Here is a 23,652-nt window from a genome sequence, read left to right as displayed (position 1 = left end):
GCTATACGGCGCCGAGGCCGCGGGCTAGGCGGACGAGATCGAGCTTGTAGACGTATTCGCACAAAAACTCGACCGCTTCCAGGTGCCGGCGCGCATCGTCCGGCGTGTCGCCCCACGCGTACACGCCGTGCGCGCGGACGAGCACGGCGGGGACGTCGACGCGCGCCGCCTCGGCCACAGCCGAGCCGAGCCGAGGAAGGTCCGCCCAGTTCGGCACAATCGGGATGCGTACCACAGCGTCTTCCTCCCAGTGGCCGAGCGCCTTCACCAGCTCGTGCGCGCGGATTTCGACGAAGCCCTGATCGGCGTACAGCTCGCTCACCAGGTTGTTGTACACCGTGTGGACGTGGAGGATGCTGCCGCACCCGAACTTCTGGTATAGGGCCACGTGCACCGTGGTCTCCGCGGAAGGTTTGTACGGCCCATCACCCTGCACGCGCATGTCCGCGTCGAGGAGCAGCACGTCCTCGGGCCGGAGCCGCGATTTGTCCGCGCCGCTTCGCGTGATGGCAAACTGGAGCGGATGGTCCGTCACCCTCACCGACAGGTTGCCGCTCGTCGCGGGCAACCAGCCGCGGCTCGCCGCGAAGTGGGCAAGCTCGATCACGCTCGTTTGCGCCTCATGAAAGGTGGGCATACAATTCGCTCCTCTTGTCCAGAATCGCCGCCGTGATGTCGTCAAACGTCTCAAACGGAAGGTGGGGCAGGCCCAACTCCCGCGCCAGGCGCAGGAGATCGCTTCTCGCAAAGACGAAATCGGCCATCTTCGCGGCTTTGACGTCCGTGACCCCGTCGCCGATGGCGATGACGCGATCGCCCGGCTGCGCGATTTCGCGGATGACGCGCGGCTTGCACAGGCCGCAGCCGCCGTCACACGCCTCGTCGCAGGGCTTCGACCAGATCACGCGCAGGCGCGGCCCGCTCGCGTCGATCCGGTTGCAGTAGATATCCACAGGTGTTGTGGATAAGCTGTGGATAACCGGCTCCACGAAAAAGTCGAATCCGCCGCTGACGATCGCGACTTTCCACCCAACTTGTTCACAGGTGTGGATGAATTGTGGAAAACCTCGGCGCACGGCGGTCGCCGCCTGGGCGTACGCCACCACCGCGCCGTACTGATCCGACGGGATGAGGGCGAACATCGCCTCGACGCCGTCCTTGACGGATCGCTCGCCCGCGCGCACGGCCTGGATGATGGGCTCGCTCGCCTCCGGCGCGAAGTGGCGCATGATGCTCACGATCATGTCCCGTTCGGAGATGGTGCCGTCAAAATCACAGACCACGCGCACGGTCACGAGGGCATCCCCCACTTCTCCAGTGCCTGGCGCAGGGCCGGGCGATCCTTCGCGGCCTCTTCGAGCGGCACGCCGTGTTCGACGGCCCAGATGGCGTCGAAAAACGCGCGACCGCCCATGCGCGCGCCGCCTGGATGGCCGTGAATCCCACCGCCCGCGTTCAGCACGAGATCGACGCCGAAGTCCTGGTACAGTCGCGGAACCAGGCCCGGATAGATACCGGCGGACGGCGCGGGAAGGACAGGTTTGTGCGGTCCTTCCGCCCGCAGGTGTTGAAGCAGCCGGTCCGTGGCCTCGCGGCCGAGCGTCACGCTGCCGTACATGGACGGGAAGATGCCGATATCCGCCCCCGCGAGCCGCATGAGCTGCCCGAGCACGATGTCCGCCGCGATGCCGTAGTTGGGCGATCCGTACAGCGCCCCCGACACAGCCGGATGCGCGAGGATCGGCACATCGACGTCGGGATCGCGGGCGAGATCGGCCACCACGTCGTAGCCGTAGGCCACCACGTTGACGAGCAGCGCGCCGGCGCCGAGCTCCGCGAGCCTGCGGGCCCTCTCACGCAGGCTGTGCACCGGCCCGGTGAGGTTGACGGCGTAGGCGGTCCTTCGCCCCGTCCGCTGGGCGATCTCGTCCGCCTTCGCCGCGTAGGCGCGGACGCGATCCTCCGGCGTGGCGTACGCCTCCGTGAAGAAGATCTCGTCGTCCTTGACGAGATCGACGCCGCCCTCGGCCTGTTCGCCAAACGCCTCGACGAGCTCGTCCAGCGTGAGCCCCGCGCACGCCTTGAAGATGCTCATGACGAGCGGGCGGTTGTACGCGCCGAGGCGCCGCCTGACGCCCTCGACGCCAAACTTCGGCCCGGGGAACTGGCGCACGAGCTCATCGGGCATCTGAAGCCGCTCGAGCCGGATCTCGCCGTCCATGGACAGCTTGCCAAACACCGTGACGAGGAGCGACGCAAAGGTGCCATTTAGGTTCGCCACGGGATACGCGATGTCGATCTCGGCGACGACGTCTCCGTCCGGCCGTTCGTCCAGGACGCGAATGCCCTCCACGCGGCCGCAGTGCTTCGCCACCTCGGACTTGCGCGCGGCGGGAAGGTCCGTCCAGGTCCCGATGGTCAGGCCTACGGCAATGCCCTCGGCTCTCGCCTCCAGTTTGTCCTTACGATCCCGCAAGCGATAGGTGGCGACCACCGCATCGCGAGGGGAGGAATCCTGGTTCACCATCTTATCAGCCACCTCGTTTCCTTCAGCGTGGAACTCGGGCCGAGTCGTCCACATCCCTGTGGGTAATCCAACCGCCATTATACACAAGCGAGATCGCCCGTCACACGCGGTTTTCCACAGCGACCTGTGGATATTGGGGATGAAATTGTGGATAAGCATGTGGACAGGAGGCCAGCGGCAGTGAGATGAAGCGTGTGGCAGCGGTTTGTCACCACGTGCGCGGCGGGATCGTCTCATGATCAGCGGTTCATTCGCTTCCCAAGGGGGCTTCGCCGTGAAGGACAGAACAGAGGGAGCGCGAAGGGCGCGAGATGCGCACGAGCGCGCAAGTTGGAAGAGAAACTGGTCCACCTGGCTCGGGCTCTGCTCGACGATGGCCATCGCGATGACGGTTGCGGGGTGCGGCGCGACGCAAACGGCCAAGACCGATCTCGCGGGCGGCATGAACGGAGCGGGAGCAGTGAGGAACGTCGCGAACACCGCCGCTTCCAGCGCAGATGCGGCGCCCGCTTCTTCATCCGCCTCGCACGCGGGGACGAGAACAGCGCCCGAGAGCGCGAACGCGGGCCGCGCGCCGAATCCGGGCGAGATGGTGCGCAGCGTGATGCAGGCGGCACTGCGCGGCTCACTTCCCGGCGTGCCGTTTGCAGACGGGGAGAACATCGATCAGGTGATCAAGGCCTGGGGATCGCCGTCCTCACAGGCCTATGCGGGCTCCGGCGTGTACTTCACGTACCGCGCGAAGGACGTGGCGTTTGGCCTCAACAAAGGGGAGCAGATCTTCGACGTGCGATCCTACGCGCAGGCGCTCCGCACGCTCACGTACCATGAAATCGCCGGCGTCCTCGGCGCACCCGGCAGCGTCCGCTATACGCAGGACTCCTACATCTACCTCTATCCTGCCGGACCCGACTATCAGCTGTTGTGGGTGTTCCCAAGGCTTCCGAGCGGTCACAGCGGGCCCACGGTCGATCACGTCTCGGTCTTCTGGCCTCAGGGCACGGTGGACCTGATGGCTGCGACCCAGCCGGCTCCCGACGTCGTCATCGACCGCCCGCCGAGCGGGCGCGGACACACGGTGAGCTTTCATCTTGCGAACGCGCCCAAAGGGTATCGGTTGGAGGAGATCGAGTGGATCCCGAAGCGGGGCGACGCCGTCGTCGACACATGGGCGCAGACCCTCGCCCGCGCCGAAGCGCACGCCACGGCACCCGGGTTTCTCGCCTACCCGAATCAGGCGTCGATGGTCTTCGTGTATGCGCCATGGATGCAGGGAGAGATGGGACAAATCCGGGTCATCTACCAGGCCACGTCCGGCGCCGCGATGTTGGGCAACAGCGCCTGGCTCAGCCTGAGCTAAGATGACGCCTCCGCTGTCGATCCGCCTGCCTGTGGACAAATGCCGGGCGGAATTCTACGATATACAGCAAGCGGCGGATGTCCGCGGCATTGGAGATGCACACAGGGAGGTCGGCGTGGTGGCATACGTACGGATTCGCAACACGGGCGAAGAAATCCGCGGCGAGGACCAGGTTCGCGAGTTCCTGAACCGCAATGAGGTCTATTACGATCACTGGGACGTCGATCGGAAGCTGCCGGAGGCGCTGAAGGGCAAGTTCGATCTTTCAGACGCGGAAAAGGACGAGATTCTTCAGGCCCTGCAGGAGGAGATCCAGGACCTCTCCCGCAAGCGGGGCTACGTGAAGTGGGACGTCATTTCGCTTTCGGAGTCGACGCCCAACTTGGATGAACTCTTGAAGAAGTTCGAGCAGGTCCACACACACACCGAGGACGAGGTCCGCGCCATCGTGTCGGGTAGCGGCATCTTCATCATCAAGGGGAAAGACGGCGGCTACTTCGACGTGGTGTTGAGCGCCGGTGACGTGATCTCTGTCCCGGAGGGCAACCCGCACTTCTTCACGCTCACCGACGAGCGGAAGGTGGTGGCCGTCCGCCTGTTCATCGATCCGGCGGGATGGGTCGCGCATCCGTACGAGGACCCTGCATTTCAACAGGCGTGATCGCGCGCATGCGTCGGCGGCCGGCATGGCCGCCTTTTTTGCCGGAAATCCGCCAAGGAGCCGAACGCACAGGAGAACAGGCGGCGGCCCGGCCAAGCCGCCGCCCCGACGGCTCCGCCTCTCAGCAGGACGCCGTCGCAACCGGCGCAGCCGGGACGAACAGGAAGAACAGCACGAAGATGATCAGGAACACGACCGCCCAACGGGTGTACCCACCAAACACACCGTACATGAACATCCTCCTCCTTCTTGCGAGCGTTCGCTATACGGTATGTGGCGGGGCGCCCGTCAGCTTAGACGTTCGCCCGGTTTTGGCAAGATGGGCGCGCGTCACGCCCTCGCCTCACCGCGGCTCAATCCCGCGCCACAGCAGATCCACGATTTCTTCCGCAATCTCGTCGATGGCGGCTTGTCCTCCACCGCGACGCCGGATCTCCGCCTGCCCCATGCCGAGAAGCGCGAGGTACGAGCGCGCCACGAACATGGCGTCCACCGGCCGCAAGCGCCCCTGTTCCATCTCCGCGTGCAATTCTTGGGCGATGACTTCCACCAGCTGCTCTTCCGCTCTGTGCATCTCGTCCACTTGGTCCGGGCGAAGCGCGCGTTGACTGCCCCGAAGGATGTGGTTCATGTCGAGCGTCGCTGGAATGGCAAGGCGGGTCCGCGTGAGCTTCTGCAGCCGCTCGCGCAGCGGCCCGTTCTCGCGCAGAATGGCCTGCGTGCGCTCGCGGGAAGCGCGCATGACCTCCATCATCGCGCGCTGAAACAGCTCCGTCTTGGAACCATAATAGTAATACACGACAGCCTTCGTGACGCCAGCTCGTTCCGCGACGTCGTCCATCGAAACCGCCGCGAATCCCTGATCCATGAAGCACTCAGCAGCCGCGCGGAGAATTTTTTCAGCCGTCGGCTCCTCCATCTCCACCTGCGGCGGGCGCCCAGGTCGCCGGCTCCTCGCGTTCCGCATGGTCTCACCTTCTCATCGACATCGCCTTCGATGGTATCGGATTTTGCACAGCGCGCAAAGCGCATTTACAAATTAACTATCCGGTATATATAATTATGCCATCGCTGAAAGGAGGTCGACGATATTGCATCGATTCGAACCGAAAGTCCGAACGTGGAGCCGGACCTGGCGCGCGGCGGCTATCCTCGGATGGCTCCTCGCCGCTGCCTTGCTCGCCGCGGTCTTCCCCGCGGCGTCCAAAGAGGAGATCAACCGCTCCACGCTTCTGCCCGCCTCGGCTCCCAGCCAGATGGCAACCGCCCGAGTGCGGGATGCGTTCCCCGCATCGTCCGGCACGCCCGCCATCCTCGTCTTCTACGATCCGACCGGCATCTCCTCCGCCGATTGGGCTGCCATTCGCCGGACCGTCCGCGAACTTCGCACGCATCCCGTGACGGCACAAACGCAGGTGCCCCCGCTCGATGCGCTCCCGTCCGGAGCTGCGGCGCGCTTCGCCTCGGATGACGGCAAAGTGGTGAGCTTCCCCGTGCTCCTGCGCGCGGACGCATCGCAGGACCAGCTGAATCAAGCCGTGGACGAGATCGATCAGGACCTCCGCCGCGCCGTCGGCGCCGGCGCGCTCAATCTCGCACTGGACCGTCCCGGCCTGCACGCCTACGTGACAGGGCCAGCAGGCATTGCAGTCGACGCCACGCATCTGTTCCAGCACGCCGATCTCGCCCTGCTCATCGCCACGACGCTGCTCGTGCTGGCACTCATGATCGTTCTGTACCGCTCGCCCATCCTGGCCTTGGTGCCGCTCGTGAGCGTCGGGATCGCATACGCCGTCGTGAGCTCGCTGCTTGGCGCGTGGGCGCGTTACGGGGGCCTGACCTTCGACGCGCAGACCCTGTCTATCCTGACGGTGCTACTGTTTGGCGCCGGAACGGATTACTGCCTGTTCCTCATCGCCCGCTACCGCCAGGAGCTGCGGCGTCATGAGCGGCCGATCGACGCCTTGCGCGCTGGCTACAAAAGCGCGGCAGGTGCCATTCTGATGAGCGGCCTGACGGTGTCCGCTTCGCTTCTGTCACTGTTGGCGGCGCGATCGCCGTCCTTTCACGAGTTCGCGATCCCCTTCAGCGTCGCGGTATTCGTGATGGCCCTCGTCGCCATCACCTTCGTGCCGGCGCTCATTGGCTCGCTTGGGCGCGCGGCGTTTTGGCCACGAATTCCCCGCTATGAACCAGATGCGCCGGACGCAGGGCGGCCAGGGCGCGTCTCGCGCTGGCTCGGGCGGACAGCGGTGCGGCGGCGCAAGCCGGTGGCCGTCCTTGGCTCGCTCGCCCTCGCCGCCTGCTGCCTCGCCCTGCCACACGTGCGCACGAGCTACGATCTGCTCTCGTCCTTCCCGGCGGACATGCCTTCGCGCGAAGGCTACGCCGTGCTGTCGGCCCACGAGAGCCCAGGCGCGCTCGCGCCCATCGACGTGCTGGTCGAGGGCGGGAGCCCCGAAGGTGCCGTCCGCGCCGTGCAATCGCTCGCCGCCGTCGAGCAGGTGCACCTGGTGGCGGTCCGTGACCATGCCCACGTGGCCTTGATGCAGGTGGAGCTGCGAACGAACCCCTATAGCGAAACCGCCATGGCGGCGCTGTCATCCATCGAGCGAGCTGCGGCCAAGGGCGCTTCAGCGGGTGGGCAAGCCGCGCACGTCTTCCTGGCCGGCGAAACCGCCGCTCAAGAAGACACGCGAGCGATCACGGCTCGAGACACGCGGGTGGTCATCCCCATTGTGCTTGTCGCCATTGGGCTCCTCCTGCTCGTCTATTTGCGGTCGGTCGTCGCGCCGCTCTATCTCCTCGCGACCATCGTGCTCTCCTACGGCGCCGCCATGGGCCTTGGTTGGCTCGTGATTCGTGAGGTCCTCCATCAGCCCGCCATGCAGGGGGCTATCCCGCTTTACGCGTTCGTCTTTCTAGTGGCACTCGGCGAAGATTACAACATCTTCGTCATGTCGCGCATCTGGGAGGTCTGGCGCCGGGGACAGGCTGACGCCGCCGTGGAACGGGGCGTCGCCGACACGGCAAGCGTCATTACTTCTGCCGGCCTCATCCTGGCAGGCACGTTTGCCATGCTCGCGTCCCTGCCGATTCAGGTCCTGCTTCAGTTCGGCGTCGTCACGGCCATCGGCGTGCTGCTGGACACCTTCGTGGTGCGGCCTTGGATGGTCCCCGCCATCACCGCGCTTCTCGGAGACGCGGCGCGGTGGCCGAGGCGCACCTAGCGCACAACGCCCGAAGCTGGCCCCATACAAGGCGAAAGGACCGCTCACGTGAGCGGTCCTTTTTGGCGGAGCCGACGGGATTCGAACCCGCGATCTCCTGCGTGACAGGCAGGCATGTTAGGCCTCTACACCACGGCTCCATCTGGTTGCGGGGGCAGGACTCGAACCTGCGACCTTCGGGTTATGAGCCCGACGAGCTGCCAACTGCTCCACCCCGCGAGGTTCCTTCGCCGTTCGCTTAACGCGGCGAACGCTTTAGACTATAACACAGCATGCCCTTCTCGTCAAGCGCCATTCGGCGCTTCAATTTCAATTTCCAACAGCGGCTCCGGCTCAAACGGACGATTCTCCGCCTGCCGCTCCGCGAGAAAGCGCCGGATCTGCTGCTTCACGTCCTGCACCGCGTGTCCCTTGTTCTGCCGCAGCGCCCGGCACATGGGGATCTCTGCGCACGTAGCTATGTACATACCGTCCGGCATCTGAAACGTCGAGATGTGAAGCTTCACGGCCATCACTCCCCACCCCGATTGTACCGAGTCCCGCGCCTCGGCGCCACTTTTGCGGGCTACGCCAAATGGACCCGCACGATGTCTTCGCCGCGGATGCCGCAGAGCGCCAGCGTGCGATTCACGTCCTCCACGAGCGCCCGCAGGATCTCGCCGCGCTCGTCGTCAGCCAAGGCCGGCTCCACCTCAATCACCTCGTTCACGAGCAGATGGATGGAGTCCACATTCGCCGGCCGAATGTGGACCGAGCGATCGCGCCGCCGCTGCAGATGGTGCACGCAGATGCGCTGAACCAGGCAGACGACCAGCTGTCGCTCGCGCTCGGTGAGCCCCTGTTCCGGGTATCGGATTTGCAATTGCAGTCGGTCGGCCATGCGTCAAGCCCCTTGTCGGCAAGCCAATCTCCATTCTCTATCGATTCTACAAAGATCTGAACCGATTGTCTGCTGGTGATTGTTCCCTGTCGGGATCGCATGGCCGCGAGATGGAACGGCCTCCATGCAAGCGAAGGCCCGTCAGGCGTGATAAATCGCCGCGCCGATGATGAACAAGACCGTGGCGACAATCCATCCCGTCAACCTGCGGGATCGGGTGGCGGAAGGTGACGTCATCACGTGCAGGATGATGACCGCCACGATCATGATGATGGGATGGAACACAAACGACCAGTTCGGCCTGCGCACAATCCACGTGATGATGCCGAGCAACACCTGCAGGTCAAAGAGCCCGATGACGACACCGCGCAGCGCTCGAGGCAGCCCGCGCTGCGCCGCAATTTCCCACGCCGTCGCCAGGATGGCCAGAATGATGAGGATGACGCCGAAGATCATGTGCACGTGTCCCACTTGGGTGACACCTCCTTCCAAGGCAAAACCCCACCCGCATATTTTCGATTCGCCCTCAAACACTATGCCCTGAACGAACGCCCAAGGAGGGATGCGTCATGAAAGCCGTGGCTGTGGAACCTGGTCTGACGCCGGTCAAAGAGTACCTTCAAAGCCAGGGCTGTCAGGTGGTCGACATGTCCTCCCACATGGAGCCTTCGGTGGGCGCCGTCGTGATCACGGGGCTCGACAAGAACCTCATGGGCATGCAGAGCGCCATCCAGCAGGTCCCCGTCATCTCCGCGGACGGCCTTTCGCCCGAGGCTGTGTACGATCGCGTCAAGGATTACCTCCGCTGACTCCGCGCGACGTTCGCCCAAACGTGAGGCAGGGGAAACCGCCTGCCTCACAGGCTTTCGATATCCTGCAGCACCAGCCGGGCGGCGCCCAGGACGCCGGCCTGATCCCCGAGTTTCGCGGGGACCAATCTGCACGCGCGCGCGACTCGGGCCAGCGCTTCCCGCTGAAACGCGGCACGAAGCGGCTCCATGAGCTGATCTCCCGCGTTCACGAGCCCGCCGGCGACGACAATGACGTCCGGGTTCAGGATGTTGGCCACGACCGCGAGCCCCACCGCCAGCCAGTGAATCATGTCGTCGACGACCGCGCGCGCGGCCGGATCGCCCTCCGCGGCCAGCGCAAAGACCTCTTTCGCGGTGAGTTCCCCCCCACCTGGACTCTTCACCCCAGCCGCGACGGCGTGGCGCACGAGCGCGGTGGCCGAGGCGAGGGTCTCCAGGCAGCCGCGGTGGCCGCAGTTGCAAAGCTCCCCGTCGTTTTTCACCATGATGTGACCGATTTCACCGGCCATGGTCGAGGCACCGCGGTGGATGCGCCCCCCAATGACAATACCGCCGCCGACGCCCGTGCCGAGCGTGACGCAGAGGGCGGTGTGCGCGTTCTGCCCCGCGCCGAGCCACACCTCGCCGAGGGCCGCGACGTTGGCGTCGTTGTCCACGCGAACAGGTTTGTCTAGCGCCGACTGAAGCAGATCCGCGAGGGGAACATCCCGCCAGTGCAAGTTGACGGCTTCCTCCACCCATCCGCGCTCCACATCCAGAAAGCCCGCCATGCCCACGCCCGCGCCCACGACGGAGTCCCACGCCACGGACGCCTCGTTCGCCATGGCACGAGCCTCTGCGCCGACCGTGCGGGAGAAGGCCTCCGGCCCCCGCTCGGGAGCCGTGGGGATGGACCTGTCCACCAACACGCGGCCATCGCTTCGCACGATGGCCAACTTCACGTTCGTGCCGCCAATGTCGATGCCAAGCGCAAGCTTCTGTTCCATCCGTTGCCCCTTCTCCTTGTCACTTACGCCTTCAAGCGCGATCGCATCTCGTTCTTGTACGCCTCGACGCCCGGCTGGTCGAACGGGTTGGTGCCCATGAGGTACCCCCCGACCGCGCAGGCCACCTCAAAGAAGTAGACCAGTTCGCCGTAGAGCGACTCCGGATCTCCCTTCGCCCGAATTAGGATGTTCGGCACGCCGGCCTCACTGTGGGCCACCATCACCGACTCGACGGCCACCTCCTGCAGCCGCGAGAACGAGACGCCGTCCAGATACGCGTTTTTCTCGTCCAGGCCGCGCGGCACCACGAGCTCCGGCTCGTCCGAGAAATGGACGTCGAGCACCGTCTCCACGAGGATCTTGCGCGCGTCCTGCACGTATTGGCCCATGGAGTGCAGATCCGTCGTGTACCGCAGCATCGTGGGGAAAAGCCCGGTGCCGTCCTTGCCCTGGCTCTCGCCGAACAACTGCTGCCACCATCCGGCGAAATCCGCGACGCGCGGCTCGTACGTCACAAGCGCTTCCGCCACGAAGCCCTGCTGGTACAGCACGTGGCGCGCAAGCGCGTACTTCACCGCCGGATGATCCGCCACCTTGAGCTTCGAGAGCTCTTCGCGCATGCGAGCCGCGCCCTGCATCACGCGCTTGTAGTCGATCCCGGCGAGCGCCATCGGCAAAAGCCCGACCGCCGTGAGCACCGAGTACCGCCCGCCGATGTCGTCAGGGATGGGCAGTGTCGCATACTTCCGCTCGTCCGCGAACTGGCGCAGGCTGCCCTTCTCGGCGTCCGTGATGGCGCAGATGCGGCGGTTGGCCTCCTCCACACCGTACCGCTTTTCCAGGTATTCGCGGAACGTGTGAAAGACCGCGGAAGGCTCGAGCGTCGTGCCCGACTTCGACACCACGACCAGCGTGACCTCGCGCTTGTCCAGGTATTGGAGCAGGTGCGCGTGATACGTCGGGCTGAGCTGTTGCCCCGCGAAGATCACCTCGTGATGGCCCTCGCCCGTGAACGCGGGCTTCGCCATGGACAGGGCCGACTGCGCACCCAGGTACGACCCGCCAATGCCAATGACGACCGTCGCATTCGACTTCGCGCGAAAGTCCGCCGCAATGGCGTCCACATCGCGGTACAGCGCGCTGTGATCCGCCGCCGGCCAGTCGATCCACCCTTTCCCGAAGGCATCGCGATCGCGGTTATTCAACTCTCCGAGCGCGAACTGGGCCAAGGGCGCAAGCCGCGCCTCGTGTTCTTCCGTGAACCATTTTCTCGCTTTCTCCAGGGATAGTTCGATCACGTCTTCCCCTCCTAGCGTCGCGAATCTCCGAAAGTATCTTACCACATCGCGCGAACAAACCATTCCGGGCCGCGCCTATTCGTCCTGCTCCGGCACACGGTTGAGCGCGTGCAGCCGCACGCCCTCCTCCTCGTGGTACTCGAGGATGTTGAGGCAGGCGTTCTCCTGGACAATGCGCCGATAGTGACGCGCGTCGAGCCCCATGAGGCCGAGAATGAGCAGCCGGTTGAGCGTGTTGTGGGCGACGATGACGAGATCGCCGTCGCGGTAGCGCGCCACGACGTCCAAAAAGGCGTCGACGGCCTCCTGTTGACGCTCGTACAGGTCGTCCCCGCCGGGAATGCGCGCCTCCTCCGGGCGGGCGAGCCACTCGGCGTACAATTCCGGGTACAGCCGATTCACCTCGGCCCGAGTCAGCCCCTCCCAGGCGCCAAACCCGACCTCGCGAAATCCTTCGTGGGCGACGAGCGGGCAATCCGCGGCGCCGGGCAGCGACTCGCGGATGGCCATGGCGGTCTCGAGCGATCGGCGCAGGCCGGAGTGGACGATGGCCGCCGGGCGGACGCCCCGGATGAGCCGCGCGGCGCGGCGGGCCTGCTGCCATCCGAGCGCGGTCAGTCCCACGTCGGAGGTGCCGCAGAACCGCTCGCCGTCCGCATTGTACACGGTCTGCCCATGGCGGAAGAGATAGATCTTCACGTCGCGTTCACCTCTGCGGCGTCCACGCGCTCGTACGTGTCCGCGGGCTGCGAGAGAATCCACGGGCTCGCCTCGCCCACGGACACCATGCGAAGCTCGTGCATCGCGCGCGTGCAGGCCGTGTACAGCAGTTGCCGATCCAACGCGGTTTGGTACTGTTCCCGCGACACGTTCGCGACGATGACGCCGTCGAACTCGACGCCTTTCGCCAGATACACCGGCGCCACCACGACGCCCGGCTCGAGGCTCACCGCGCGCTTGTCGAGGCGCCGAAGCTTCACGCCGAGCCGCTCCAGCGCTTTGGCCAGCCGCTCCGCCTCGGCCTGCGTCTTGGTCAGCACCGCCGTCGTCTGGTACCCCGCATCCGCAAACTCGCCGAGCCACCGCGCGATCACGCCCGCCTGCTGCGCCTCTCCGGACACCTCCGCCAGCCGCGGCAGCGCGCCGTCGCGATCGAACGGCTGAATCTCTGCGCCCTTCGGCACCATGCCGCGCGTGAACAGGACAATCTGCCGCGTCGAGCGGTAGCTCTGTCCAAACGCCACCCGGACGAGCCCGGGGAAGAGCCGCGCCATCTCGTCCTCCTCGAGGATGCCGGGGCGATGGGGCGACACGAGCTGCTCTGGATCTCCGAGCATCGTGATGCGGCTGTAGGGGAAGAGGCTGCGGATGAGGCGCAGCTGAAGCACGGAGTAGTCCTGCACCTCGTCCACCAAAACGTGCCGGATGGGCGCGCTCACCGCGCGGCCGAGGATCTGCTCCTTCATATACAGGTACGGGGTCGCGTCCTCGTACCAGAGCGTGCCCTCGTCCATCTCGCGCACGGTCTGGCGGCAGATCTGCGCCCAGTCCTCCGATTGAAAGCCCTCCGGCGGACTCGACGCCGCCTGTTCGAACCAAGCGCGGTACATCCCCGCCGTGTCCACGAAGCGAAGCGTCTCCACGAAGCGGCGCACGGGCCGAAGCATCCGGCGAAGCACCTCGCGTCCGAGCAGCCGGCGCGCCTCCTCCTGCTCATCGAGATCGGGGCGCTCGCGCTTGCGCTTGGCTGCCGTGCGCTCCGCGCGCCGGTACGCCTCGTCCGGCAGCCCGTCCACGGCTTTCTGCACCCAGTCGGAAAGCGCCTCGTCGCGCTCGAACTGGCGCAGGCGATTCAAGAGCTCCTCCTTGACGAGATCGACGCGAAGCGGGAGGCGAAGCCCTGGATCCGTCCTGTCGAACGCCGCCTTGACGTCGGTCGCCGTCGCGATGACGCGCCCCTCCACCAGAATGGGATGGAAGCGCATCTGCGGCGCGAGGCCGGCGACGTACCGGTCGATCTCGTCCGCGAACGCCTTCGACGCCTTGTACCGCACGGCCCTCGCCATGCGGCTGTCCTCGCCCGCCTCGAGCAGGCGCTCCATCTGATCGAAGGGATCCTCGACGACGAACTCGTCCTGAAGCCTGGCGCAGAGATAGTCGTAGAACGTCGCCTGTTCGATGTTGTCCTCGCCGAGCTCGGGCAACACGTTCGAGATGTACGACATGAAAAGCGGGTTCGGCGAGAAAAAGAGCATCTGGCGCGCGTCGAGATCGCCCCGGTGCTTGTACAAAAGATACGCGGCGCGCTGCAGAGCGGCCGACGTCTTGCCACTGCCGGCCGCGCCGGTGACGAGGAGCGCCGGAGACTCGTCGTCGCGGATGACGACGTTCTGCTGGCGCTGGATGGTCGCGACAATGTTGTGCATCTGCGCGTCGGAACGGCGCGACAGGGCGTACATGAGGAGCTCGTCCCCAATGGTCAGCCCTGCGTCGAACATCGCAAGGATAGCGCCGCCGCGGATGACGAACTGGCGCTTCAGTGTCAGCTCGCCCCGCACGATCCCAGCCGGCGCCTTGAACGACGCCGGTCCCGGCAGCGCGTCGTAGTAGACGCTCGAGATGGGCGCGCGCCAGTCGTGCACGAGGAACGTCTGATCGCGCTCGTCGCGAAACGACGCGATTCCGATGTAGATGGGCTCGGCCTCGCGCTCGCCCTCATATCGAAAGTCGATTCGCGCAAAAAACGGCGACGAAATCTGGCGTTCCAGCGTGCGCTTCGTCTTCGCCGCCTGCTGATAACGCCGCTCCCGTTCGCCGAGGACTTCCGCCTGCTGGCGGATGGCGAAGTGGGTTTCGACGAGATCGTCCAGGGTGCTCAGGTTGATGGTGACGTCGTCCCAGAAGTGCCGGCGAAATTCGACGATCTCGCCGCGCACGCCGCGCAAGACGCCTTCAAGCTCCGCGAGCTTGGCGCGCATGGCGGCCACGACGCGATCGACGTAGGCTTGTTCCGACTCCCAGTCGGGGTGGCGTGCTGATGGTTGTCCTTCCATGCGACGTTCCTCCTTCGGCGTGGCGCTCTGCCAACGGCGCGAAGACCTTCGCGGTCCGCGCGACGCCGTCTCAACAGACGGAGGCGCTCCCGTCACTGCGGGGGAGCGCCTCGATGGAGTTCTCCGTATCAGTTTACACCGTTTTGGGCTCCGCGCGCCCAAGGCGCCGGAAGAAACCTGCGAAAAGCAGCACGCCGATGGCGATGAACGACGCGGTGTAGATGGCGAGCTCCGCGAGATCGCGCGCCATCAGGGACGGATCGCCGCCGCCGATGAGATAGCGGAATCCGCTCACGGTGGCGTACATGGGCAGCCACGGCCCCACCGCCTGAAAGAAGCGAGGCGACAGGCTCACCGGGTAGGTCCCCGACGTCGACGTGAGCTGCAGAATGAGGAGCACCACGCCGAGGAAGCGGCCGGGGTTGTCAAGCAGCGCCACCAGCGCGAGCAGGATGGACGCGAAGGTCGTGCTTGCGAAAAGCGAAAAGAGCACGAATCCGAGCGGATGCGCCGTGTGCACCCCGACGAGGCCGAGCACGACGGCGTCGGCGATGAGCGCCTGCGCCCACGCGATGGCGACGACGAGCAGCCACTTCGAGAAGAACCACGCGACGCCGCTTTTCGGCTCGCCGTAAGGCTCGCGGAACGGGAAGATGACGCTCATCATCAGCACGCCGACGTACAGCCCGAGCGACAGGAAGTAGGGCGCAAACCCGTTGCCGTAGGTCTGAATGTCGCCGAGCTCCACCTGATGCAGGGAGACTGGGTGCGCCACGGCGGCGATCACGGCGCCGCCGTGGAGCGCCTGCAGCTTGGACGCTCCGTTCGCGAGGTTCGCCGCGAGGGCCTCTGAACCGCTCGCGAGCTTGCCCACGCCCGCCTGGTAGGCGCCGAGGCCGTTTGCAAGCTTTCCCGCGCCGCTTGCGAGCGACGCCGCGCCGCCCGCGAGCGCGCGGTTGCCCACGGCGAGCTTGGCGGCGCCTCCCTGAAGCTGCACCAAGCCGCCGCGCAGAGAGGACGAAGCCTGCTGCGCCGCGCCGGTGCCCGCCGCAAGTCCCTTAGCCCCTTGCGCGATTTGGCTGGCGCCGGTGGCGAGTTGGCCGGATGCCGCCGCCAACCGCGTGCCTCCTTGCGCCACGCCGCTTGCCCCCTGCGCCAACTGTTGAAGCCCCTGTTGCAGCGGGGCCGCGCCGGCTTCCGCCTGCTTCAGCCCGGACGCAAGCGACTCGGCGCCCGCAGCCAACTGCGACGCCCCCTGCGAAAGTCCTGCCGCGCCAGAGGCCAGCTGTTCATTGGCCGACGCGGTCTGCGCGGCGCCCTGCGCCACCTCTGCGCTCGTCGCGAGGAGCGATTGAAACGCAGGCGTCTCGGCGAGCGCAGGATTGGCCTTCGCCAACTGCTGAAGCCCTTCCGCCAACTGTTTCGCGCCGGACGCCACTTGCTGCGATCCCGCCGCGGTCTGATTCGCGGCCTGCGCGAACTGGGACGCGTTTTGCGCGAGCGCCTCGGCGCCAGACGCGAGATGCGACGCGCCGGTATCCAACTGACCCAGACTTGTCGTGAGCTTGCCCGCGCCCGCGGCCAGCTGGGACGCGCCCTGTCCGACCTCTTGAGCCGCCTCGCCCAGCTTGTCCCCCGCCTCCCCGAACGCGCGCGCTTGGTTCGCCCAGGATGAAGCGCCCTGCGCGAGCGACTCAGCGCCTTGGTTCAGCCGTACAAGCCCCGCGTTCAAGCGGTCCGCGCCGGACACAGCCTGCGACGCACCTTGCGCCAGCGCGCCCGCGCCCTGAGACGCCTGCTCGAGTCCACCCGCCAGCCGATCCGCGCCCGCAGCCAACTGGGACGCTCCGCTCACCAGCAACTCGCCTTTCGCCTCAAGCTCTCGCCCGCCGGAGGCGAGCGCATCCGCGGCCTTCGCCGCCTTGTGAAGCCCCGTGCCCGAGCTTTCTAGCGCATCGACGAGCGACGCCGTGTAGGACTTCGCAAGCTCCAGCGCCGTCTCCGACGCAAGCTTCACCGCCGCGTTCCGCCCGATCACGCCCGCGATGTAGTTGTACCGATCATTCGTGACGCTCGTGATCTCCGGCGCAGGCGCGCCTGTATGCTCGGCGCGATTCACCGCGCGCTTCGAAAAGTCGCGCGGGATGACGATTTCCATCGCATACGCCCCGTCCGCCATCCCCGCGGAGGCCTGCGCGGGTGTCACGAAGTGCCAGCCGAGGCTGTGATCGCTCCTCAGCTTCTCGACGAGGTCTCGTCCCGCGTTCAACCGCTCGCCGCGAAACGAGGCGCCCGCATCCTCATTGACCACGGCCACCGGCAGGCGATCGAGATGGCCGTAGGGATTCCAAAACGCCCAGAGAAACGCGCCCGCGTACAACACCGGGATGAGCGCGATCCCGGCGGCTTGCACCATCATCTTGGGTCTGCGCAGCCTCGCGAACTCCTGAAAGACATTTCCGCGCGCAGTGCCTTCGGGAACGCTTGCCATCCGCCTCACCTCTCCTGCTCACTCTGCGTGTTCCTGGGCTCGCCCTCGCCGGGCCTCAGGCGCAAGCCGTCGACAAACACGCCGGTGAAAAGCTGGTACAGGTCCTCTTCGGACAACGGACCTTCCGCAGACGGAAAGTCGCGCAAAACCGCGGTGTAGGCGCGAAGGAGGACAAACGCGACGAGATTGGCCCGGCACGGGCGCACCACGCCGAGCTCCACGCCGCGCTTCAGGTGGCGCGCCAGGTAGTCCAGGATGGCGGCCTCAAGCTCCCCGAGCCCCGCGCGCGCCTCCGCCGTCCCAAATTGCCGGACCTCCTGGACGAGCTTCGAGAGCATGGCGTGATCGGCGCGAAACCGCATGAGCGCGCGCAGGCCGCGCTCGAGATTGCGAAAGTAATCGTCGCCCTCCACCTGGGCCGACTCGAACGCGTCTCGCACCTGCGCGATGACCCCGCGCAGCATGTGTTGAAACAGCGCTTCCTTGCTCGGGAAGTGAAGATAAATGGCCCCCTTGCTGACGCCCGCGAGCCGGGCAATCTGGTCCATGGTCGTGCCTTTGTAGCCAAACTCGGAGAACGCCCGCTTGGCGGCCTCCTCAATGCGATCCCGCACGGTCATCCCTCGCTTTCTGCGCATTGCGACGCACTCTGACCAGAATTCTAATTTGGTCATTTGGTCATTGCAAGCGCGACGCTCTCCCTGCGCCGACAGGATTTCCGCGAAGCAAGCGCGAACAGATAGCATAGGAAACCGCGGCAAGACCGCGGAAATCGGTCGGCGATGGGGGAAGGCCCATGGACGCGATATTGGTGACAGGATTCGAGCCGTTTCAGGGCGAGGCGCTCAACCCGTCGTGGGAGGTGGCGAGATCGCTCGCGGGCGAGACCGTGGGCGTCCACTATCGGGTGATTGCGCGGCGCCTGCCCACGGTGTACGGCCGGGCCGGAGAGGAACTTGTGAGTGCCATCCGAGAGGTCAAGCCGCGCGCCGTCGTCTGCCTGGGTGAAGCCGGTGGCCGCACGCACGTGACCCCGGAGCGCATCGCCATCAATATCATGGACGCGCGCATTCCGGACAATGCGGGCCAAAAGCCCATCGACGAACCCATCGCGCCGGACGGGCCCGCCGCCTACTTTTCGACGCTTCCGATTCGCGCCATGGTGGAGGCCATGTGTGGCGCCGGCATTCCCGCGCACATCTCGAACACGGCGGGGACGTTCGTGTGCAACGACACGTTCTACCGCCTGATGCACTTCATCGCCGAGGAGTCCCCAGGTATCATCGGGGGCTTCATCCACGTGCCCTACATGACCGAGCAGGCGCTTCACAAGCAGGCGCCGTCCCTGCCGCTCACGACGCTCGTTGCAGGCGTCCGCACGGCGCTCGCGGTGGTGGCTTCGGCGCTCGGGCCGGCGGGCGTGCCGAAGTGCTAGATGGACGCGGGCCGGCGTCGAGCGTCCCCAGCCACGCGCCCATCCGCGTCACCACGCCGCGATGGATCCGTCCGCGCGCGGCTCGGTCGCCCCGGCCAGCGCGCCGTTCGGCAGGCGCCAGATGACCTGTCCGCGGCCGAACGGCGTGCCGTCGTCCGTCACGTCGACCTCGTGGCCGCGCGCCCGCAGTTTGGCGATCACGTCCTCGCCCAAGGCCGCCTCCGCCAGCACGCGCTTCCCCTGCAGCCACTGCCAGCGCGGCGCGTCGAGCGCCGACTGCGGATTGCGGGCGAGATCGAGCATCTGCACGAGCACCTGCACGTGGCCCTGCGGCTGCATGAAACCGCCCATGACGCCAAACGGCCCCACGGGCTCGCCCCCGCGCGTGAGGAAGCCGGGGATGATGGTGTGGTACGGGCGCTTGCGCGGGCCGAGGGCGTTCGGGTGCGACGGATCCATGGAAAAATTGTGCCCGCGGTTCTGCAGCGAAACGCCCGTGCCCGGCACGACGATGCCGCTGCCAAAGCCCATGTAGTTGCTCTGGATGTACGACACCATGTTGCCCTCGCCGTCCGCGGCGCAGAGATACACGGTGCCCCCGTAGTACGGGCGCTCCACCGCGGGCAGGTGCGCCTCGTCGCCGATCTTCGCGCGAAGCGCATCCAGGTGATCCTTGGACAAAAGCGACGCTGGCGTCACGCGCATGAAGCGGGGATCCGCCACCTCACGGAGTGCCACCTCGAACGCGAGCTTGATGGCCTCGAGCATCGCGTGTGCGCGATCCGCCTCGTCCATGCTTGCGAGATCCATGCCGGCGAGCGCGCCGAGCGCCATCAGCGCCACGATGCCCTGACCGTTCGGCGGCAGTTCCCACACCTCGAAATCCCGATAGCGCACAGAGAGCGGTTCGACCCACTCGGGCTTGTAGGCGGCGAGATCGGCCTTGGACAGGAGGCCGCCCGTCTCGCGCGCGAACGCGTCGATGGCGTCCGCAATCTCGCCCTCGTAAAACGCGCGCCCGCCGGACGATGCAATCGCTTCCAACGCGCGCGCGCCGTCCGGATTGCGAAAGAGATCCCCAGGACCGGGGACTTCGCCGCCTGGGGCGAAGAGGCGGAAGAACGGCTCGTGCACCGGATCGGTCAACCGGTCTCGATGCGCCTCCATCGCGCGGCGCCAGTTGCGGGCCGTCACTGGCTGTACGGGGAACCCGTCGCGGGCGAGATCGACCGCGGGCGCGAGCACGTCCTTGAGCGACAGCCGGCCGAACCGCTCGACGAGGGCCGCCCAGGCGGCCGGTGCGCCGGGCACGGTGACGGGCAGCCAGCCGTGCGTCGGCAGCTCCCGCAGGCCGCGGCGCTCAAGCTCATCCCGCGTCAGCCGCTCGGGTGAGTGGCCGCTGGCGTTGAGACCGTGCAACTTGCCGTCCTTCCACACGATGGCGAACGCGTCGCTGCCGATGCCGTTCGACGTGGGCTCCACGATGGCCAGGGCCGCCGCGGCCGCCACGACCGCGTCGATAGCGTTGCCGCCGCGGCGCAGCACCTCGAGCCCTGCCTCCGAGGCGAGCGGCTGCGTCGTCGCCACCATCCCCCGCCGAGCGAACACGACCGTGCGCCGCGATTCAAACTCGTACTGCGTCGCATCCCAGTGAGGCTTCACCATCCGTCGTCCCCCTCCCGCCGTAAGCGGCCTTACGCCTCGCTCGCCCAGCGCCCTTTGCGGAAGATGGGCACCGTGCGGCCGTCCTGAAGCACCGCGTCGATGTCGAGATCGGCCGAGCCAATCATGAAGTCCACGTGCATGAGGCTGTCGTTCAGGCCGTGCGCCTCCCAGTCCTCATGCGCGAGCTCGTGGCCGCCCTCGATGAGGGGATACGCGCGACCGATGGCCAGGTGGCAGCTGGCGTTTTCGTCGAACAACGTGTTGTAGAAGATGCGATTCATCTGCGCGATGGGCGAGTCCACCGGCACGAGCGCCACCTCGCCGAGGTAATGGCTGCCCTCGTCCGCCTCGATGATAGCCTTGAGCGCTTCCTCGCCCTTCTCCGCGCTGTACTCGACAATGCGCCCGTTTTCGAAGCGCAGGCGAATGCCTTCGATGAGCGATCCGCCGTGATTGAGCGGCATCGTGCTCGCGACCGTGCCGTTCACGCCGGTCTTCTTCGGCGCCGTGAACACCTCTTCCGTCGGGATGTTGGCGACGAAGCGAAATCCCTTGACGTCGGGATGGCCGGCCGCCTCAAAGTAGTGGCCCTCCGCGAGCTCAATGGTGAGATCCGTACCCGGCGCCCGGTAGTGCAGAGCGTGAATCTTGAGGTCGTTCAGCCATGCCGCGCGGCGCTTCAGGTTCGCGATGTGCTGCTCCCAGTCTGCGATGGGATCTTCGCCCGTCGCCCGCGACGCCTGCAGGATATCCCGCCAGAGGGCTTCAAGCCGATCCTCGCGCGGCAGCTCCGGGTGCACCGCGTCGGCCCAGGCCTGCGTCGGCGCCGAGGCCAGCGTCCAGCGGTAGCGATCGCTCGTGCGCTGGTTGTCGAACAGCCGAAACGCCTCTCGCACCGCCCGCTCCGCCTGCTCGACGCGATCGCGCGGGATACCGGCAAACAGCGCCGGATCGCTCGCCGGCATGGCGACGTAAGCGGCGCCCATCTCCGCGAGGCGCTCCACCCATTCGACTTGCCACTGGGCGCACTGGCGCAGGATGGCGAGATCCGCGCGCTTGACCGTCTCGCGCAGCCACCACTCGTCGCCCCAGTCGATGTGCACGTAGCTCGCGCCCGCGTCGTAGGCGGCCTGCGCGAGAAGCCTTGCAAACGGCACCTGATCCGGATACACCTGGCGCGATCCGAAGCCAATGACGAGCGGCTGCCCTGGTTGCAGATTCACCCCCACTCGCACGACGAGTTCAGCGTATTTTCGCATTTGTTCGATCACGTCGTTCGCTCCCCTTGTCAGCCATGTATGCGATTCTGCACGAACGCTCCTCCCCCACTATACCAAATCGCGCGAGTTCACGAGAGCTTCACACAAGGGTCACACTTCCTTCGCAGGCGATTCACAGTCGACGCTTACACTCGCGTTGAAACCCATCCGCTTGAACATCGCGCATTGGAAAGGAGGGCGCTCGTGGCCAAGGCCGCCGAAGCCGTGATCGCACAGGTGGAAGGGGAGAGGCGCTCCGCGCGAGGCAGCATGTCGCTTCAAATCACCGGCCTCGCGATGATGGCGCCCGCGCTTCTCTTCCTGCTCGCGTTCGTGTTTGTGCCGATGGGCTACGCGGTGTACCTGAGCCTGTACCAGTCGACGCTGTACACCCCGCAACCGGTGTTCGCCGGATTCGCCAACTACGCGCACCTGCTTGCCGCGCCCGATTTTTGGCAGGCGGCGTCGAACACGCTGTGGCTGGCCGTCGGCATGATGGCGCTGTCGCTGCCCGTGGCCCTTGTGCTCGCCCTGCTTCTGAACCAGCGCATCCGCGGGCGGGCGTTGTTCCGCGCCGCCGTCTTCGGCCCGTACGTAATTCCGCTCGTGAGCTCAGGCCTCATCTTCTCGCTTCTCTTCGCCACGGACGGGGGACCGGTGAATCTGGCGCTTCAGCGCCTCGGCCTGTCGCCGGTCAACTGGCTCGGCCAAGGGCGGACGGCGCTTCTGTCCGTGCTCATCCTCACCGCGTGGCAGTTCACCGGCTATTACGCCATCATCTTCCTCGCCGGTCTGCAGAGCGTGCCGACGTCCCTGATGGAGGCGTGCCAGGTGGACGGCGGCGGGCGGTGGCAGGTATTTCGCCACGTGACGCTGCGCGCGCTCGGGCCAAGCCTGTTCTTCGCCGTCGTCATCTGCCTCATCCAGACGTTCCAGACCTTTGATCAGGTGTACGTCATGACCGGAGGCGGTCCAGACGGCGCGACCACCACGTTCGCCTATTACATCTTCGAGAAAGGCTTTCAAGCGTTCAACATCGGGGAGTCTTCAGCGGCGAGCGTCATCCTGATCCTCGTGCTCGCGTGCCTCTCGTACCTGCAGATGCGCTTGAGCCGCCGATGGGTGGTGGAGGAATCGTGAAGGCGAACCCTGTTCTGAAGATCGCCTCGTACGCGTTGTTGACCATCGCGGCTGCGCTGTGCCTGGCGCCCGTGTACTGGATGATCCGCACGTCGCTCATGCCGACGAATGATCTGCTGTCCTCGGCGCTGTGGCCTGCTCACCCCGCGTGGAGCAACTTCGCCGCCGCATGGCGCGCTCAGCCGTTTCTCCTCTACCTGTGGAACAGCGTGTTCACCAACGGCGCCATCGTCGCGCTCCAGGTGATCACGTCCTCGCTCGCCGCGTACGCGCTCGTCTTCATCCCGCTCCGCGGCAAGCGCTGGCTGTTCTTCGCTGTGCTCGTGGCCATGATGGTGCCCATGCAGGCGACGTTCGTCCCTGTCTACACCATGCTGTCGGCGGTGCATCTCATCAACACGTACGGCGCGCTCATCCTGCCGTACGCCGGATCGGCCTTCGGCATCTTCCTCATGCGCCAAGGCTTTCTCACGCTGCCGCGCGACATCGTCGACGCCGCGCGGGTGGACGGCGCGAGCGAGTGGTGGATCCTGACCCGCATCGTCCTGCCGAACAACAAGCCGACCATCGTGACGCTCGTGCTGCTCAACTTTGTCTATCACTACAACAGCCTGTTCTGGCCGCTCGTGGCCACCAACACCACCAACATGCGCGTGGTGCCCGTCGCCCTGTCGTACTTCCTGACGCAGGACGCGGGCCAGACGCTGCAGTGGAACTACGCGATGGCCTTTGACATCTTCGCCATCGCGCCCGTCGTCATCCTGTTCCTCATCGGCCAGCGCTACTTCGTCCAGGGCGTGGCCCAGACGGCCGTGAAGGGATAAACACGGCGCCCGCTCGAGGCGCATACATTGG

22 protein-coding genes and 2 tRNA genes are annotated in these 23,652 nt (G+C 66.1%); 7 read left to right on the top strand and 17 right to left on the bottom strand.

The features are described from left to right. Position 1: 1 nt before the first annotated feature. From mtnB to AACI_RS00510, 3 genes are read right to left on the bottom strand one after another with little or no spacing between them, the layout of a single operon-like run. Entirely contained in the window at positions 2-637 is a 636-nt protein-coding gene (mtnB, locus tag AACI_RS00520; RefSeq protein WP_012809553.1) for a methylthioribulose 1-phosphate dehydratase, read from the bottom strand. After that, entirely contained in the window at positions 621-1,295 is a 675-nt protein-coding gene (locus AACI_RS00515; RefSeq protein WP_012809552.1) for an MtnX-like HAD-IB family phosphatase, read from the bottom strand. Before AACI_RS00515 ends, mtnB begins: the two co-directional genes overlap by 17 nt. Then, positions 1,292-2,527 carry a 2,3-diketo-5-methylthiopentyl-1-phosphate enolase gene (locus AACI_RS00510; RefSeq protein ID WP_012809551.1) on the bottom strand — a complete coding sequence of 412 codons (1,236 nt, stop codon included), beginning with the start codon at positions 2,525-2,527 and terminating at the stop codon, positions 1,292-1,294. The genes AACI_RS00515 and AACI_RS00510 overlap by 4 nt, the downstream gene beginning before the upstream one ends. A gap of 274 nt (positions 2,528-2,801) precedes the next feature. Here AACI_RS00510 and AACI_RS15535 point away from each other — a divergent pair, with 274 nt between their 5' ends. Beyond that, entirely contained in the window at positions 2,802-3,887 is a 1,086-nt protein-coding gene (locus AACI_RS15535) for a YjgB family protein (protein ID WP_012809550.1), read from the top strand. 118 nt (positions 3,888-4,005) lie between these two features. Next, complete coding sequence (locus AACI_RS00500; protein ID WP_041707732.1) at positions 4,006-4,548, top strand: 1,2-dihydroxy-3-keto-5-methylthiopentene dioxygenase; 543 nt, start codon at positions 4,006-4,008, stop codon at positions 4,546-4,548. 343 nt (positions 4,549-4,891) lie between these two features. On the opposite strand, the gene AACI_RS00495 is transcribed toward AACI_RS00500, so the two are convergent. Next, positions 4,892-5,515 (bottom strand): TetR/AcrR family transcriptional regulator, encoded by a 624-nt coding sequence (locus tag AACI_RS00495; RefSeq protein WP_012809548.1) that lies wholly within the window; start codon positions 5,513-5,515, stop codon positions 4,892-4,894. Positions 5,516-5,639: 124 nt separating this feature from the next. Between AACI_RS00495 and AACI_RS00490 the strand changes: the two genes are divergently transcribed. After that, on the top strand, positions 5,640-7,778 hold the full coding sequence (locus AACI_RS00490; protein WP_012809547.1) for an MMPL family transporter: 2,139 nt from the start codon (positions 5,640-5,642) through the stop codon (positions 7,776-7,778). 63 nt (positions 7,779-7,841) lie between these two features. Here AACI_RS00490 and AACI_RS00485 read toward each other — a convergent pair. From AACI_RS00485 to AACI_RS00465, 5 genes are all read right to left on the bottom strand, one after another. Beyond that, positions 7,842-7,918, bottom strand: a tRNA-Asp gene (locus tag AACI_RS00485). 3 nt (positions 7,919-7,921) lie between these two features. Beyond that, positions 7,922-7,997 (bottom strand) — tRNA-Met (locus AACI_RS00480). Positions 7,998-8,062: 65 nt separating this feature from the next. Further along, positions 8,063-8,290 (bottom strand): hypothetical protein, encoded by a 228-nt coding sequence (locus AACI_RS00475; protein ID WP_012809546.1) that lies wholly within the window; start codon positions 8,288-8,290, stop codon positions 8,063-8,065. Between the two features lie 53 nt (positions 8,291-8,343). Then, on the bottom strand, positions 8,344-8,658 hold the full coding sequence (locus tag AACI_RS00470; RefSeq protein WP_012809545.1) for a hypothetical protein: 315 nt from the start codon (positions 8,656-8,658) through the stop codon (positions 8,344-8,346). 141 nt (positions 8,659-8,799) lie between these two features. Next, the gene (locus AACI_RS00465; RefSeq protein ID WP_012809544.1) at positions 8,800-9,129 is read right to left on the bottom strand and encodes a hypothetical protein; all 330 of its coding nucleotides are present in this window, start codon (positions 9,127-9,129) and stop codon (positions 8,800-8,802) included. A 98-nt stretch (positions 9,130-9,227) separates the two neighbouring features. On the opposite strand from AACI_RS00465, the gene AACI_RS00460 reads away from it, so the two are divergent. Next, positions 9,228-9,467, top strand: a complete 240-nt coding sequence (locus tag AACI_RS00460) for a YkuS family protein (protein ID WP_008337934.1) — start codon at positions 9,228-9,230, stop codon at positions 9,465-9,467. Between the two features lie 47 nt (positions 9,468-9,514). On the opposite strand, the gene AACI_RS00455 is transcribed toward AACI_RS00460, so the two are convergent. The 6 genes from AACI_RS00455 to AACI_RS00430 all read right to left on the bottom strand — a co-directional run bounded on the left by AACI_RS00455 (position 9,515) and on the right by AACI_RS00430 (position 17,918). After that, a complete protein-coding gene (locus AACI_RS00455) occupies positions 9,515-10,456 on the bottom strand; it encodes an ROK family protein (protein WP_012809543.1) in 942 nt (313 codons plus the stop codon). A 23-nt stretch (positions 10,457-10,479) separates the two neighbouring features. Next, positions 10,480-11,754 carry a glucose-6-phosphate isomerase gene (locus AACI_RS00450; protein WP_012809542.1) on the bottom strand — a complete coding sequence of 425 codons (1,275 nt, stop codon included), beginning with the start codon at positions 11,752-11,754 and terminating at the stop codon, positions 10,480-10,482. A gap of 75 nt (positions 11,755-11,829) precedes the next feature. Further along, positions 11,830-12,453, bottom strand: coding sequence for a histidine phosphatase family protein (locus AACI_RS00445; RefSeq protein ID WP_012809541.1), 624 nt, complete (start codon positions 12,451-12,453; stop codon positions 11,830-11,832). After that, positions 12,450-14,807, bottom strand: a complete 2,358-nt coding sequence (gene helD, locus AACI_RS00440; protein ID WP_012809540.1) for an RNA polymerase recycling motor HelD — start codon at positions 14,805-14,807, stop codon at positions 12,450-12,452. The genes AACI_RS00445 and helD overlap by 4 nt, the downstream gene beginning before the upstream one ends. Positions 14,808-14,940: 133 nt before the next feature. Then, positions 14,941-17,298, bottom strand: a complete 2,358-nt coding sequence (locus tag AACI_RS00435; RefSeq protein WP_012809539.1) for a YhgE/Pip domain-containing protein — start codon at positions 17,296-17,298, stop codon at positions 14,941-14,943. Positions 17,299-17,303: 5 nt separating this feature from the next. Further along, entirely contained in the window at positions 17,304-17,918 is a 615-nt protein-coding gene (locus AACI_RS00430) for a TetR/AcrR family transcriptional regulator (protein WP_041707183.1), read from the bottom strand. 176 nt (positions 17,919-18,094) lie between these two features. Here AACI_RS00430 and pcp point away from each other — a divergent pair, with 176 nt between their 5' ends. Then, a complete protein-coding gene (pcp, locus tag AACI_RS00425) occupies positions 18,095-18,733 on the top strand; it encodes a pyroglutamyl-peptidase I (protein WP_012809537.1) in 639 nt (212 codons plus the stop codon). A 48-nt stretch (positions 18,734-18,781) separates the two neighbouring features. Here pcp and AACI_RS00420 read toward each other — a convergent pair whose 3' ends face one another. After that, positions 18,782-20,398, bottom strand: coding sequence for a gamma-glutamyltransferase family protein (locus AACI_RS00420; RefSeq protein WP_012809536.1), 1,617 nt, complete (start codon positions 20,396-20,398; stop codon positions 18,782-18,784). 29 nt (positions 20,399-20,427) lie between these two features. Further along, entirely contained in the window at positions 20,428-21,669 is a 1,242-nt protein-coding gene (locus AACI_RS00415) for an aminopeptidase (protein WP_012809535.1), read from the bottom strand. 192 nt (positions 21,670-21,861) lie between these two features. Between AACI_RS00415 and AACI_RS00410 the strand changes: the two genes are divergently transcribed. Both AACI_RS00410 and AACI_RS00405 read left to right on the top strand, forming a co-directional pair. Further along, on the top strand, positions 21,862-22,797 hold the full coding sequence (locus AACI_RS00410) for a carbohydrate ABC transporter permease (RefSeq protein WP_012809534.1): 936 nt from the start codon (positions 21,862-21,864) through the stop codon (positions 22,795-22,797). Continuing rightward, entirely contained in the window at positions 22,794-23,621 is an 828-nt protein-coding gene (locus AACI_RS00405; RefSeq protein WP_012809533.1) for a carbohydrate ABC transporter permease, read from the top strand. Before AACI_RS00410 ends, AACI_RS00405 begins: the two co-directional genes overlap by 4 nt. Positions 23,622-23,652 lie beyond the last annotated feature (31 nt).

Source organism: Alicyclobacillus acidocaldarius subsp. acidocaldarius DSM 446, from assembly GCF_000024285.1.
Classification (GTDB): domain Bacteria; phylum Bacillota; class Bacilli; order Alicyclobacillales; family Alicyclobacillaceae; genus Alicyclobacillus; species Alicyclobacillus acidocaldarius.
The sequence above is the reverse complement of the archived record's forward strand: the minus strand, read 5'-3'. Positions and strand labels throughout refer to the sequence as shown.

Excerpts from the sequence above, each read along its gene's own strand:
- mtnB (WP_012809553.1), bottom strand. The coding sequence starts at position 637 with ATGCCCACCTTTCATGAGGCGCAAACGAGCGTGATCGAGCTTGCCCAC.
- AACI_RS00510 (WP_012809551.1), bottom strand. The coding sequence starts at position 2,527 with ATGGTGAACCAGGATTCCTCCCCTCGCGATGCGGTGGTCGCCACCTAT.
- AACI_RS00495 (WP_012809548.1), bottom strand. The coding sequence starts at position 5,515 with ATGCGGAACGCGAGGAGCCGGCGACCTGGGCGCCCGCCGCAGGTGGAG.
- AACI_RS00475 (WP_012809546.1), bottom strand. The coding sequence starts at position 8,290 with ATGGCCGTGAAGCTTCACATCTCGACGTTTCAGATGCCGGACGGTATG.
- AACI_RS00470 (WP_012809545.1), bottom strand. The coding sequence starts at position 8,658 with ATGGCCGACCGACTGCAATTGCAAATCCGATACCCGGAACAGGGGCTC.
- AACI_RS00460 (WP_008337934.1), top strand. The coding sequence starts at position 9,228 with ATGAAAGCCGTGGCTGTGGAACCTGGTCTGACGCCGGTCAAAGAGTAC.
- AACI_RS00455 (WP_012809543.1), bottom strand. The coding sequence starts at position 10,456 with ATGGAACAGAAGCTTGCGCTTGGCATCGACATTGGCGGCACGAACGTG.
- helD (WP_012809540.1), bottom strand. The coding sequence starts at position 14,807 with ATGGAAGGACAACCATCAGCACGCCACCCCGACTGGGAGTCGGAACAA.
- AACI_RS00435 (WP_012809539.1), bottom strand. The coding sequence starts at position 17,298 with ATGGCAAGCGTTCCCGAAGGCACTGCGCGCGGAAATGTCTTTCAGGAG.
- AACI_RS00430 (WP_041707183.1), bottom strand. The coding sequence starts at position 17,918 with ATGACCGTGCGGGATCGCATTGAGGAGGCCGCCAAGCGGGCGTTCTCC.
- pcp (WP_012809537.1), top strand. The coding sequence starts at position 18,095 with ATGGACGCGATATTGGTGACAGGATTCGAGCCGTTTCAGGGCGAGGCG.
- AACI_RS00420 (WP_012809536.1), bottom strand. The coding sequence starts at position 20,398 with ATGGTGAAGCCTCACTGGGATGCGACGCAGTACGAGTTTGAATCGCGG.